This is a genomic window from Modestobacter versicolor (assembly GCF_041028285.1).
Taxonomy (GTDB): domain Bacteria; phylum Actinomycetota; class Actinomycetes; order Mycobacteriales; family Geodermatophilaceae; genus Modestobacter; species Modestobacter versicolor_A.
In genome coordinates this window covers 324,078-336,388 of the sequence record NZ_JABGDB010000002.1, presented here as the reverse complement: position 1 = coordinate 336,388, position 12,311 = coordinate 324,078, and the positions used below count along the sequence as shown (strand labels likewise).

12 protein-coding genes are annotated in these 12,311 nt (G+C 76.3%); 7 read left to right on the top strand and 5 right to left on the bottom strand.

The window, feature by feature from the left end; genetic code table 11:
• The 3 genes from HL054_RS07910 to HL054_RS07900 all read left to right on the top strand — a co-directional run bounded on the left by HL054_RS07910 (position 1) and on the right by HL054_RS07900 (position 2,297).
• Complete coding sequence (locus HL054_RS07910; protein WP_369138343.1) at positions 1–378, top strand: DUF4267 domain-containing protein; 378 nt, start codon at positions 1–3, stop codon at positions 376–378.
• Positions 379–468: 90 nt separating this feature from the next.
• Positions 469–1,458 carry an ATP-binding cassette domain-containing protein gene (locus tag HL054_RS07905; protein ID WP_369138342.1) on the top strand — a complete coding sequence of 330 codons (990 nt, stop codon included), beginning with the start codon at positions 469–471 and terminating at the stop codon, positions 1,456–1,458.
• Positions 1,455–2,297, top strand: coding sequence for an ABC transporter permease (locus HL054_RS07900; RefSeq protein WP_369138341.1), 843 nt, complete (start codon positions 1,455–1,457; stop codon positions 2,295–2,297). Before HL054_RS07905 ends, HL054_RS07900 begins: the two co-directional genes overlap by 4 nt.
• A gap of 10 nt (positions 2,298–2,307) precedes the next feature.
• On the opposite strand, the gene HL054_RS07895 is transcribed toward HL054_RS07900, so the two are convergent.
• Positions 2,308–2,670: a hypothetical protein gene (locus tag HL054_RS07895; RefSeq protein ID WP_369138340.1), complete on the bottom strand. Its 363-nt coding sequence runs from the start codon at positions 2,668–2,670 to the stop codon at positions 2,308–2,310.
• A 119-nt stretch (positions 2,671–2,789) separates the two neighbouring features.
• Here HL054_RS07895 and HL054_RS07890 point away from each other — a divergent pair, with 119 nt between their 5' ends.
• Positions 2,790–4,805 carry a transcriptional regulator gene (locus HL054_RS07890; protein ID WP_369138339.1) on the top strand — a complete coding sequence of 672 codons (2,016 nt, stop codon included), beginning with the start codon at positions 2,790–2,792 and terminating at the stop codon, positions 4,803–4,805.
• A 39-nt stretch (positions 4,806–4,844) separates the two neighbouring features.
• Positions 4,845–6,074, top strand: coding sequence for a saccharopine dehydrogenase family protein (locus tag HL054_RS07885; protein WP_369138338.1), 1,230 nt, complete (start codon positions 4,845–4,847; stop codon positions 6,072–6,074).
• Between the two features lie 70 nt (positions 6,075–6,144).
• On the opposite strand, the gene HL054_RS07880 is transcribed toward HL054_RS07885, so the two are convergent.
• The 3 genes from HL054_RS07880 to HL054_RS07870 form a co-directional block, all read right to left on the bottom strand.
• Positions 6,145–6,348: a cold-shock protein gene (locus HL054_RS07880; RefSeq protein WP_110551931.1), complete on the bottom strand. Its 204-nt coding sequence runs from the start codon at positions 6,346–6,348 to the stop codon at positions 6,145–6,147.
• A gap of 151 nt (positions 6,349–6,499) precedes the next feature.
• The gene (gene helR / locus HL054_RS07875; protein WP_369138337.1) at positions 6,500–8,683 is read right to left on the bottom strand and encodes an RNA polymerase recycling motor ATPase HelR; all 2,184 of its coding nucleotides are present in this window, start codon (positions 8,681–8,683) and stop codon (positions 6,500–6,502) included.
• A gap of 79 nt (positions 8,684–8,762) precedes the next feature.
• Positions 8,763–9,878 (bottom strand): epoxide hydrolase family protein, encoded by a 1,116-nt coding sequence (locus tag HL054_RS07870; protein WP_369138336.1) that lies wholly within the window; start codon positions 9,876–9,878, stop codon positions 8,763–8,765.
• Positions 9,879–9,956: 78 nt separating this feature from the next.
• Between HL054_RS07870 and HL054_RS07865 the strand changes: the two genes are divergently transcribed.
• Both HL054_RS07865 and HL054_RS07860 read left to right on the top strand, forming a co-directional pair.
• Positions 9,957–10,589, top strand: coding sequence for a phosphoribosyltransferase (locus tag HL054_RS07865; protein WP_369138335.1), 633 nt, complete (start codon positions 9,957–9,959; stop codon positions 10,587–10,589).
• Between the two features lie 83 nt (positions 10,590–10,672).
• Entirely contained in the window at positions 10,673–11,494 is an 822-nt protein-coding gene (locus HL054_RS07860; RefSeq protein ID WP_369138334.1) for a sulfite exporter TauE/SafE family protein, read from the top strand.
• Positions 11,495–11,501: 7 nt separating this feature from the next.
• On the opposite strand, the gene HL054_RS07855 is transcribed toward HL054_RS07860, so the two are convergent.
• The gene (locus HL054_RS07855; protein WP_369138333.1) at positions 11,502–12,302 is read right to left on the bottom strand and encodes an MBL fold metallo-hydrolase; all 801 of its coding nucleotides are present in this window, start codon (positions 12,300–12,302) and stop codon (positions 11,502–11,504) included.
• Positions 12,303–12,311: the final 9 nt, after the last annotated feature.

Below are 12,311 nucleotides of genomic sequence, written 5' to 3'. Positions count from 1 at the left end.
ATGGCCAGGGACTGGGACCTCACCCGCAAGAGCATCGGGACGCTGTCGATCTGGTTGGGCACCGGTGCGCTGTTCGCGCCGCGGGCGATCACCAGCGTGCTCGGCGTCGACGGCTCCGCTGCCCGCACCGACACCGCCCTGCCGCTGCTGGTCCGGCTGATCGCGGCCCGCAACATCGCCATGGGCGCCGCGCTGCTGGTCACCCCGGCGCCGCAGGCCCGCCGCACCACCGAGGTCACGATGCTGCTCACCCTGCTCGACGCGGCCGCGGTCCTGGTCGCCCGCCGCGGCGGCGACGTGGCCGACCGCAGCGCCGGGCTGTCGCTGGTCGTGCTGGGCACCGCGGCGGCCGGCGCGGTCCGCTGGCACCGCCGCTGAGCTGACCGGTCCCCGCGGGGACCGATGAGAAACCGGTGTCGATCCCGTCAGACCAGGAGGATGCTCTCCCCGGTCGACGGAAGGACCGCGATGACCGCACAGTCACCGCTCGCCATCGAGGCGAGCGGGCTCAGGAAGTCCTTCGGCAGCACTCGCGCCGTCGACGGCGTCGACCTCGCCGTCCCGGCCGGCTCCGTGTACGGGGTGCTCGGCCCCAACGGGGCGGGGAAGACCACCACGATCCGCATGCTGGCCACGCTCATCGCCCCGGACGCCGGCAGCGCCGCGGTGCTCGGCCACGACATCGTGGCCGAGGCGGACACGGTCCGCGGGCTGGTCAGCCTCACCGGGCAGCTGGCCTCGGTCGACGAGGAGCTCACCGGCCGGGAGAACCTGGTCCTGCTGAGCCGGCTGCTCGGCTACTCCCGCCCCGCCGCCCGGGCCCGCGCCGACGAGCTGCTCGAGGCCTTCGACATCGCCGAGGCCGCGGGCCGGCTGGTCAAGCACTTCTCCGGCGGCATGCGCCGGCGGCTCGACATCGCCGCGAGCCTCGTGGTGACCCCGCAGCTGATGTTCCTCGACGAGCCGACCACCGGGCTCGACCCGCGGTCCCGCAACCAGGTCTGGGAGATCGCCCGGGCCCTGGTGGCCGAGGGGACGACGATCCTGCTCTGCACCCAGTACCTGGAGGAGGCCGACCAGCTCGCCGACGGCATCGCGGTCATCGACCGGGGCCGGGTCATCGCCGAGGGCACCCCTGGGCACCTCAAGGCCTCGGTGGGCACCGGGGCGCTGCGCGTGCGGCTGCTCGACCCGGGACGTCGCGCGGAGGCGGCCCAGTTGCTGGGGCGCGCGGTCGGGCCGGTGACGCTGGAGGCCGAGCCGGCCGCGCTGTCCGCCGCCGGGGCGGACCCCGCGCGAGCCGCGACCGCCGTCGCCGAGCTGGCCCGGGCCGGCATCCCGCTCGCCGACTTCGCCCTCGAGCAGCCCAGCCTGGACGAGGTCTTCCTCGCCCTCACCGGCCACGCCGCCGAGGAGACGACGGCGCCCTCCGACACCCTCCAGGAGCACCTGTCATGACCGCCACCACCGGAGCCGCCACCACCGGGGCCGCCGACACCGCCGCCGTGCGCCGCGCCATCTCCTCGACCGCCCGGCCGCCCCGGCCCAGCGCGCTGTCCACGGCGCTCACCTTCGGCTGGCGCGGCATGCTCAAGGTCAAGCACGTGCCCGAGCAGCTGCTGGACGTGACCGTCACGCCGGTGATGTTCGTGCTGCTGTTCACCTACCTGTTCGGCGGCGCCATCGCCGGCTCCACCGGCGCCTACCTGGACTTCATCCTGCCCGGCATGCTGGTCATGTCGGTGCTGTTCACCACCGTCTACTCCGGGGTCTCGTTGAACACCGACCTCACCAAGGGCGTCGTCGACCGGTTCCGCTCGCTGCCGATCTGGCGGCCGGCGCCGCTGCTCGGCTCGCTTCTGGGCGACAGCGTCCGGTACGTGGTGGCGGGCACGGTGATCATCGTGCTGGGGGTCGCACTGGGCTTCCGGCCCGACGGCGGGGTGCTCGGCTGCGTCTCCGCGCTGGCCCTGGTGGTCGTGTTCTCGTTCGGGCTGTCCTGGGTCTTCTCGGTCCTCGGCCTGCTGATGCGCTCCCCGAACGCGGTCATGAACTCCGGGTTCATGGCGATCTTCCCGCTCACCTTCCTGTCCAACGTCTTCGTCGACCCGGCCACGCTGCCCGGCCCGCTGGAGGCCTTCGTCCAGGTCAACCCGATCTCGGTGCTCGCCACCGCGTCCCGGTCGCTGATGGCCGGCGAGCCCGACGGCACGGCGATCGTCGTCTCGCTGGCCGTGGCCGCCGGGCTGGCGGCGGTGTTCCTCCCGCTGACGACGCGGCTGTACCGCAGCCGCTGAGCCGGGGCGGTCAGCCCAGCTGCGCCCGCGCGTGCTCGCCGAACTGGCGCATCGGGGCGACCGGCCCGATCTCCAGGAACGTGGTGTCCTCGTCCATCACGGCGGTGTGCCCGGCCGGCCAGTGGTAGACCTCACCGGCCCGCGTGACGGTCTCACTGCCGTCCGCAGCGGTCACCCGGACCGCGCCGGTGAACACCACGCCCCAGTGCGGGCTGGGGCACCGGTCGCCGGGCAGGCCAACGAGCACGGGGCCCATGTCCGTCCCCGCGGGCACCGTGGCGTGGCGCAGGGCCATCTCGCCCCACTCCGCGTAGCGGGTGACCAGGTCGCCGGCCTGGAGCTCGATCGGCAGGTCGTCGGGTGCGACGTTCATGGTGGTGTCCTCTCGTCGGTCCGGTCCGGTGTCGGGCCGGTCACCGGGGAGGCGGGACAAACCCTGTCCCGGTGGGGAGGCGCGGTCCTAGACTCGGCCGCCTCGGTGGCGGAGGTGCCATGGCGGTGCAGCAGGCGGACCCCGTGGTCGCGGCCGGCCCCGCCGCCGCGCTGGCGGCGGGCGACTGGACGACGGCCTTCGCCCTGCTGCGCGCCGAGCACGGACGCCGCCCGCTCGACCCGGCCGGGCTGGACGCGCTGGCCCGGGCCGCCTACGGCGCCGGGGAGTTCGAGGCGGCGATCACCGCCTGGGAGGAGCTGCACGCGCGCTGCCTGCAGGCCGGTGACGACGTGGGGGCGGCGGCCGCCGCGGCGACGGTCGCGGTGTACCTGATGATGGACACCGGGCTGATGGCGCCGGTGCGGGCCTGGATCGGTCGCGCGGAGCGGCTGCTGGGGGACCGGGCGGAGTCGCCGACGCACGCGCTGGTCGCGATGACCCGGACCTACGAGCGCTTCCTGAGCGGCGACATGGTGCAGGCCCGCAGCTGGGGTGGACGGTCGGTCGCGGCAGGCACGAGACAGGGCGTCGCCGTCGCCGCCGCGCTCGGGCGGGTGGCCGTCGCGCGGGTCACCATCCTGGACGGCGCCGTCGAGGAGGGCCTGGCGCTGCTGGACGAGGCGGCGGTCAGCGTCGTGTCCGGCGAGCTCGACCCGCTCGCCACCGGGATGGTCTTCTGCGAGCTCATCTGCGCGCTGCAGGGGCTCGCCGAGCACGACCGGGCCGAGCAGTGGACCCAGGCGATGGACCGGTGGCGGAGCGGGACGGCGTTCGGCGGCATCAACGGCCGGTGCCGGGTGCACCGCGCCGAGGTCCTCCGGCTGCGCGGCTCCTGCGCGGCGGCCGAGGAGGAGGCGCTGGAGGCCTGCCGGGAGCTGCGGCCGTGGCTGCGTCGCGAGTTCGGCTGGCCGCTGACCGAGCTGGGCACGATCCGGCTCCGCCGCGGCGACCTGCCGGGCGCCGAGGAGGCGTTCCTCGAGGCCCTCGAGCACGGCTGGGACCCGGAGCCGGGGCTCGCCCTGCTCCGGTTGGCGCAGGGCCGGGCCGACACGGCCGCAGCACTGGTCGCCGACGCCCTGGCGCACCCGTGCGCCGTCCCGTCGAAGGAGTGGCCGCCCCACGGCGCCCTGCGGCGGGCCCCGTTGCTGGCCGCCCAGGCGGAGATCGCCCTCGCCGCCGGCGACCTGCCGACCGCCCGCGCGGCCGCCGACGAGCTGACCGGCATCGCCGCCGCCCACCGCAGCGCGGCCCTGGCGACGGCCGCGGCGCTGGCGCGGGGCCGGGTCGCCCTGGCCGCCGGCGACGCCGCGGTCGCCGTGGGGGAGTGCGAGCGGGCGGTGGCGGGCTGGGGCGAGGTCGGCGCCCCGTACGAGACGGCCGTCGCCCGGCTGGTGCTCGCCGACGCGCACCGGCGGGTCGGGCGGGAGGTGCGGGCGGACCTCGAGGAGCGCGCGGCCCGGGCCGCGCTCGACCGGCTGGGGGTGCGTCCGCCCGCCGGCCCGTTGCCCCCGCGCCCGGACGGTCCGCGGGCCGCGTTCCGGCTGGCCGGGGACGTCCGCACGGTCTGCTTCGCCGGCTTCACGGTGCTGCTCGCCGACCTCAAGGGCATGCACTACCTGGCCCGCCTGCTGGCCGAGCCCGACCGGGAGTTCCACGTCCTGGACCTGCTGGGCGCGGAGCACGGGATGCCGGCGTCGGCCGGCCGGGACGACTCCGGGCCGGTCCTGGACGAGCAGGCGCGCGCGGCCTACCGGCGCCGGCTCGCCGAGATCGACGAGGACCTGGCCGAGGCCGAGGCGCTCGGGGACGGCGGGCGGTCGGACCGGGCCCGGGCCGACCGCGACTACCTGGTGCGCGAGCTCGCCGGCGCCTTCGGGCTCGGCGGCCGGCGGCGCGCCCTGCAGTCGCCGTCGGAACGGGCGCGCGCCAGCGTGGGCCGCACCCTGCGCTACACCGTCGCGCGGATCGCCGAGCACCACCCGGCGCTCGCCGACCACCTGCACCGGACGGTCCGGACCGGCACGTACTGCAGCTACCGGCCCGACCCCGGGCTGCAGCTGCGCTGGGAGCTGTAGCGGCGGGCGGCGGCGGCACCACCGGGAGAGGATGCCGGGATGGCAGCCGACGAGCGCGCGCACGACCTGGTCGTCTACGGCGCGAGCGGGTTCGTGGGCCGGCTGCTCGCCGCCCACCTCGCCACCGCCGCCCCGGCCGGCACCCGGGTCGCGCTGGCCGGCCGCTCCCGCGAGCGGCTCGAGGCGGTGCGCAGCGGGCTGCCCGGTGCGGCGCGGAGCTGGCCGGTGCTGGTCGCCGACACCGGCGACGACGCCGCCCTGGCGGCGCTGGCGGCGCGCACCCGGGTGCTGGCGACCACGGTCGGGCCCTACCTCCGCTACGGGCTGCCGGTGGTGGCGGCCTGCGCCCGCGCCGGCACCCACTACGCCGACCTCAGCGGCGAGGTGCTCTTCGTCCGCCAGGCGATCGACCGCTGCGACGCCGTCGCCCGGGACACCGGCGCCCGGCTCGTGCACGCCGCCGGCTACGACTCGGTCCCCTCCGACCTGGCGGCCCTGCTGCTCGCCGACCGGGCGGCCGCCGACGGCGCGGGCGGGCTGGTCGACGTGCAGCTGGTCGCGACGGCCCGCGGCGGCTTCAGCGGGGGGACGATCGACTCCGCCCGCGCCCAGGCCGAGGCCGTCGGCCGGGACCGGTCGCTGCGCCGGCTGCTGGCCGACCCGTTCGCGCTGAGCCCCGACCGGGCCGCCGAGCCGGACACCCCGCAGCCGTCGACGGCCGCCCCGCCGGGCCGGCTGCCGGACGGCCGGTGGACCGCGCCGTTCGTGATGGCGTCGTTCAACACCCGCGTCGTCCGGCGCAGCAACGCGCTGCAGGACTGGCGGTACGGGCGGGCGCTGCGCTACGGCGAGGTGATGGGCACCGGCCGCGGGCTCTCCGGCGCTGCGACCGCCGTGGGCGTCACCGCCGCGCTGGCCGGGGCCTTCGGGGCGATGTCCTTCCCGCCGACCCGCGCCGTCCTGGACCGGGTGCTGCCCGCGCCGGGGACGGGCCCGGACGAGCGGGCGCGGGAGCGCGGCTGGTTCCGGTCGGTCGTCGACGCCGGCGCCGAGGACGGCCGCCGCTACCGGGCCACCGTCGCCGGCCCGGGCGACCCGGGGTACGCCGCGACGGCGGTGATGCTCGGCCAGGCGGCGCTGGCCCTGGCGCTGGACGGCGACCGGCTGCCCGGGCGCGCCGGGTCGCTCACCCCGGCCACCGCGCTCGGCGGGGTCCTGGTGGACCGGCTGCGCGCCGCCGGGCACACCTACGAGGTCGGCGCGGCCTGACGCGGCCGGACGGACCCCGGACATGCCGGAGGGCCGTGACGCACAGCGTCACGGCCCTCCGTCGATCACGTCAGAGGACGCGGACGTTCTCGGCCTGCGGGCCCTTCTGGCCCTGCGTGACGTCGAACTCGACCTGCTGGCCCTCGTCGAGGGACTTGTAGCCGTCGCCGCCGATGGCGGAGTAGTGGCAGAAGACGTCAGCGCCGCCGCCGTCCTGGGCGATGAAGCCGAAGCCCTTCTCCGCGTTGAACCACTTCACAGTGCCCTGAGCCATGTTGATCTTCTTCCGTGCTGGGGGTGTCGGGACCGGAGAGAGACCGGAACCGGGTCGCCGCACCGACCGGCAGGACCGAGAGGAACGTCAGGCAGTACGACTGCGGACGTCCGTGAACGAGGCAGAGGCGCAACAGCGACCGGTTCAGACCCTACCCTGTCCGGCGCCCGGCGTGGTGGTCCGGCACCGCACCACCGGTCAGGACGACGAGCCGGCCGGTCGTCCGGGTCATCGCGACGTACCGGTCGACGGCCCCCTCGATGCCATCGCCCCAGGTCTGCGGGTCGACCAGCACCACCAGGTCGAACTCCAGGCCCTTGGCCAGCGCCGGGGTCAGCGACCGGACCCGGGGCGTGTCCGGGTACGCCGGGGCGCCGATGACGCAGGCGGTGCCCTCGTCGTGCTCGGCGAGCCAGCCGGCCACCACCACGCCCAGCTCCTCGACCCGGCCGGAGCCGACCGGGACACCGCTGCCGCGGATCGAGCTGGGCACGTTGGCGTCGGGCAGCACGGCCCGGATCACCGGTTCCGCGGCGGCCATCACCTCGGCCGGCGTCCGGTAGTTGACCGTCAGCGTGGCGACGGTGACCCGGTCCAGTCCGACCCGGCCCAGCCGGTCGGTCCAGGACCCGGTGAACCCTTGCCGGGCCTGCGCGCGGTCGCCGACGACGGTGAAGCTCCCCGACGGGCAGCGCAGCCGCAGCACCTGCCACTCCGCGTCGGTGAGCTCCTGCGCCTCGTCCACCACGACGTGCGCGAACGGCCCGGCCAGCACGTCCCGCTCGGCGGACGGCAGCGCGTCGCCGTCGACCAGGGCGTCCCGCAGGTCCGCGTGCCGGAGGCTGGTCATCAGCAGCAGCTCGGAGTCGTCGGTGGCGACCAGCTCGTCGATGACGTCGGCCATCCGAGCCCGCTCGCCGGCCGCCACCGCCTCCTGGCGGCGCCGCCGGCGGGACGCCCCCGCGTCCCCGAGCCGCTGCCGGGCGACGTCCAGGAACGGCAGGTCGGACACCGTCCAGGCCCGCGGGTCGGCGCGCTGCAGCGCCCGGACCTCGACGGGGGTGAGCCCCGGGGCGCAGCGGCGGAGGTAGGCCGGCACCGACCAGAGGTCCCCGACCAGGTCGGTCGCGTCGAGGAGCGGCCAGGCCCGGTCCAGCGCGGCCCGCAGCTCCCGGTCCTGTGCCAGCGCCGTCCGCAGCTGGTCGGCCGGGACCTCCTGGTCGCAGGCGTCCGCGACGATCTCGCTCAGCGCCGTCCAGACCTGGTCCCGGGCCTCGTTGTGCGGGGTCCCCGGCTCGACGGCGGCGAAGGCCTCGGCCCAGTCGTCGGGGCCGAGCTCCACCTCGGCCCAGGGGATGCCGACCGTCGTGCCGGTGGTCGGTGGCTCCTCGTGGAACCGGACGGCGGCCTCGACCACCGCCACCACGTCCGCGGACCCCTTGAGCCGGGCGACCACTCGGTCGGCCTCCTCGACCGCGCCGGCGCCCTCGGCGACGAGGTCGCGCAGCGTGCAGGTGCGCACCCCGTCCTCGCCGAGGCTGGGCAGCACGTCGGAGACGTAGGCCAGGTACGGCTGGTGCGGGCCGACGAACAGCACCCCGCCGCGCCGTGGGTCCAACCGCGGGTCGGCGTGCAGCAGGTAGGCGGTCCGGTGCAGCGCGACGACGGTCTTGCCGGTCCCCGGCCCGCCGTCGACGACCAGCACGCCGTCGGAGCCGGCCCGGATGACGGCGTCCTGGTCGGCCTGGATGGTGGCCAGCACGTCGCGCATCCGGGCCGACCGGCTGGCGCCCAGACCGGCGAGGAACGCGGACTGGTCGTCCAGCGCGGCCCGCCCTTGCAGTGCGTCGAGGTCGAACACCTCGTCCCAGTAGTCGGTGACCCGGCCATTGGTCCAGGAGTAGCGCCGCCGGCTGGCCAGGCCCATCGGGTCGCCGTGGGTGGCGCCGAAGAAGGGCGCCGCCGCCGGTGAGCGCCAGTCGACCAGCAGCCGGCGCCCCGTCCGGTCGGTCAGGCCCAGCCGGCCGACGTAGAGCGGCTCGCGGTCGGCGGCACCGACCACGTGCCCGAGGCACAGGTCCAGCCCGAAGCGCTGCAGGGTGCGCAGCCGGGCGGTGAGCCGGTGCACCTCGAGGTCCCGGTCCAGGGCCGCCTGGCCGGTGCCGCCGCGGGCCCGGCGTTCGGCGTCCAGCCGGGCGGTGAGGTCGGCGACGGACTGCCGGAGGGTCTCGGCGATGGCGGCGAAGTGCTGCTCGTCGCCGCCGATCAGGGCCGGGTCGGCCTTGGCGGCGAGGCGGGCAGGCAGGTCGAACGCACTGGTGGTCGAACGGGTCACGGTCACGTCTCCGCAGGTCAGGGCCACGGACGACGAGTCTGGGGCGCACCCGGGGGCTTGCCGCAAGCCCCCGGGTGCGCTATACGTTCGAGTGGGAGGAAGAGCCGTGGGCCAGCGCCACCGCCTCGGCCACCCCCGCCGCGTACGCCTCGGGTTGCTCCCAGGCCGCGAAGTGCCCACCCGCCGGGAGCTCGTGCCAGGCCCGGACGTCGAACACCCGCTCGGCGAACTCCCGCGGCGCGTTCACCAGGTCCCCGGGGAAGACGGTGACCACGGTGGGCGCCTGCGGGCGGCGCGCCGGCACCGCGCTCTTCGCGTACGGGGTGAACGAGGTGCCGATCGTGCCGGTCACCCAGTAGGCGGTGATCCACGTCAGCAGGTCGTCGCGGGAGAACACCGACGCGAGCCGGCCGGGCGCGTCGGTCCACGACGTGTACTTCTCCAGCAGCCACGCGGCGAGCCCGGCGGGGGAGTCGCCGAGCCCGACCGCGAGGGTCCGCGGCTTGGTCGCCTGCTCGTGCATGTAGCCGCCCTCGGTCGCCTGCCACCGCCGGCCGCGCTCGACGTAGGCCCGCTCGACGTCGGACAGGTCGTCGGGCAGCGCCTGGAGGAAGTGGTACTGGGAGACGTCGGTCAGGTGGAGGGCGGCCACCGCGTCCGGGTGCGCGGCGGCCAGCGCCTCGGCCACGTCGCAGCCGACGTCCCCGGCGGACACCACGTAGCGGCGGTACCCGAGGGCCGCCATCGCCTCGGCGACGACGTCGGCCATCGTGGCGGCGTCCAGGCCGCCGTCCAGCACCGGGGCCGCGAAGGGGAAGCCGGGCAGCGCCGGGACGACGAGGTGCTGGCCGGTGAGCAGCGGGAGCACCCGCTCGAACCGCAGCACCGAGTCCGGCCAGCCGTGCAGCAGCAGCACCGGCACCGCGTCGGGCGCGGCGGACCGCTGGTGCACCAGCCGCAGCGGCCCGCGGTCGGTCTCGGCGAGCTCCCAGGGCCAGGCCCGGACCCGGTCCTCGTGCGGCCGCCAGTCGTAGCCGTCGGCCCAGTGGCCGAGCAGGTCGGCGAGCGCGGCCGGGTCGACGCCGTGCCCGGCGTCCAGGGTCGCGGCCACCGGCACCGGGCGGAAGCGACGCAGGCGGTCGCGCAGGTCGGCGAGGACGTCGTCCGGAACCCGGTCCGGTGGGCTGCTCAGCATGACGGCATCGTGCCGCCTCCCCGGCCGGCCGCACACGGCACGCGCCGGGAGCGCCTTGCCGGTGGCAGGGTCGTGGACGTGACCGGACCGTGGTTCACCGACCGGGCCGACGCCGGGCGGCAGCTGGCCGGGCGGTTGGCGCACCTGCGCGGCCCCGCCGTGCTGGTGCTCGGCCTCCCGCGGGGCGGGGTGCCGGTGGCCGCCGAGGTGGCCGCCGTCCTGGGGGCGCCGCTGGACGTGGTCGTCGTGCGCAAGCTCGGCGTGCCCGGGCAGCCGGAGCTGGCGATGGGCGCGGTCGGTGAGGACGGCGTGCTGGTGGTGAACGGGGCGGTGCTCACCGCCGCCGGCGTCGACCGCGGGCAGCTCTCCGCCGTGGCGGCGCGGGAGCGCACGGAGGTGGATCAGCGCGCGTGGCGCTTCCGTCCCGGTCGGCCGAGGCAGCCCGTCCTCGGCCGGACGGCGGTCGTCGTCGACGACGGGATCGCCACGGGCGCCACGGCGCGAGCGGCCTGCCAGGTGGTGCGGGCGCAGGGCGCGGCCCGGGTGGTCCTGGCGGTGCCGGTGTGCGCGCCGGGAGCCGTGCCGCTGCTCGCTGCCGAGGTGGAGGAGCTCGTCGTCGTCGAGATCCCGGACCGCTTCCGCGCGGTGGGGCAGGCCTACGCCGACTTCCGCCAGGTCGGCGACGAGGAGGTCGTGGCGCTGCTGCGCTGACCGCGCCGACCCGGTCGGGCCGGTCCGCGACCGGCTCCCTACCGTGGCCCGGTGCGAGCAGGGTGCGGGGACGGGACGACGCGGTGACCGAGGTGCTCGCGCTGGACCTGCTGCCACCGGGCCTGGAGCCCGGCACCCTGCTGCTCGTGCTGCTGGCCGGGCTGGCCGCCGGCTTCGTCGACGCCGTGGTGGGCGGCGGCGGGCTGGTCCAGCTGCCGGCGCTGCTGCTGGTGCCCGGCCTCAGCCCGGTCCAGGCGCTGGCCACCAACAAGCTGGGGTCGATCCTCGGCACCACCACCAGCGCGGTCACCTACCACCGCCGCGTGCGGCCCGACCTCCCGACGACGGTGCGGATGGCCGCCGTGGCGCTGGTCGGCAGCTTCGCCGGCGCCTCGATCGCCGCGCTGCTGCCGGCGGCGGTGTTCAAGCCGGTCATCGTCGTCGCCCTGGTCGGGATCGGTGCGTTCACACTGCTCAGGCCGTCGCTGGGTGAGGTGGCCGCGCTGCGGCACACCGGCCGGCGGCACCACGGCGTCGCCGCGGGGATCGGCGCGGTCATCGGCTTCTACGACGGCATCCTCGGCCCGGGCACCGGCTCGTTCCTGGTCTTCGCCATGGTGTCGCTGCTGGGCTACGACTTCCTCGGTGCCAGCGCCCGGGCGAAGGTGGTCAACTGCGCCACGAACCTCGGCGCGCTGCTGTTCTTCGTGCCGCACGGCTCGGTGTTCTGGGGGCTGGGGCTGCTGCTGGGCGCGGCCAACATGGTCGGCGGCTACCTCGGCGCGCGGACGGCGACCTCGCGGGGCAGCCGGTTCATCCGGGTCGCCTTCCTGGTGGTGGTCACCGCGCTGATCGCCCGGCTGGGCTGGGACGTGTGGACCGAGGAGCTCCGCCCCCGCTGGTGACCGGCGCTCAGCCGATCCAGCGGCGCGCCTCCCCGGCCAGGACCCGGCCGAACTGCAGCTCCGGGAAGTGCGCCCCCGCGCCCCAGGTGTGCTCGCCCTCGAGCTCGCGGAACAGCCGTTCGCGGACCCGGCGCGCCAGGTCGGGGTCGACGTCGCCGATGGACTGCCAGTCCGGCTCGTCGAGCTGCACCGGGCAGATGATGGCGTCGCCCAGCAGCAGCGCCCGGGAGACGCCGGAGGACACGACCACCGACAGGTGACCGGGGGTGTGCCCGGGCGTCATCGTCAGGTCGACACCGGGGACGACGGTGGTGTCCGCCTCGACCAGGTGCAGCCGGCCGCCGTCGGCGCTCTGCAGGCCGTGCCGGGTGTGGTCGAACATCGTGCTCTGCGGGTCGAGCACGAACTTCGGCCAGTCGGCGGCGCCGAACCAGATGTCGGCCCGCGGGAACACGGGTTGCCCGGCGAGGTCGAACAGCCAGCCGCAGTGGTCGGTGTGCAGGTGGGTGAGGACCACCGCGTCGACGTCCGCGGGGCGCACCCCGATCGCGCGCAGGCCGGCCATCAGCTGGCCACCGACCAGCATCCGCGGCCCGTCGTCGCGCATGGCCGGGCCCATCCCGGTGTCGACCAGGACGACGTGCGAGCCGGTGCGCACCAGGAAGCAGCCGATCGGCAACCAGGCGTGGCCGTGGCGGCTGAAGAAGTCCTCGTGGCCGTGCGCGGTGACGTGGTCGCCGAAGTAGCTCGGGGACGCCCGGAACGTGCCGTCGGCGATCGGGTGGACGTCGATGTCGCCGACCAGCACGGGCCGATC

Coding starts and splice junctions, on each gene's coding strand:
- HL054_RS07890 (WP_369138339.1), top strand. CDS start 2,790: ATGGCGGTGCAGCAGGCGGACCCCGTGGTCGCGGCCGGCCCCGCCGCC.
- HL054_RS07885 (WP_369138338.1), top strand. CDS start 4,845: ATGGCAGCCGACGAGCGCGCGCACGACCTGGTCGTCTACGGCGCGAGC.
- HL054_RS07880 (WP_110551931.1), bottom strand. CDS start 6,348: ATGGCTCAGGGCACTGTGAAGTGGTTCAACGCGGAGAAGGGCTTCGGC.
- HL054_RS07910 (WP_369138343.1), top strand. CDS start 1: ATGGCCAGGGACTGGGACCTCACCCGCAAGAGCATCGGGACGCTGTCG.
- HL054_RS07870 (WP_369138336.1), bottom strand. CDS start 9,878: ATGCTGAGCAGCCCACCGGACCGGGTTCCGGACGACGTCCTCGCCGAC.
- HL054_RS07895 (WP_369138340.1), bottom strand. CDS start 2,670: ATGAACGTCGCACCCGACGACCTGCCGATCGAGCTCCAGGCCGGCGAC.
- HL054_RS07900 (WP_369138341.1), top strand. CDS start 1,455: ATGACCGCCACCACCGGAGCCGCCACCACCGGGGCCGCCGACACCGCC.
- HL054_RS07905 (WP_369138342.1), top strand. CDS start 469: ATGACCGCACAGTCACCGCTCGCCATCGAGGCGAGCGGGCTCAGGAAG.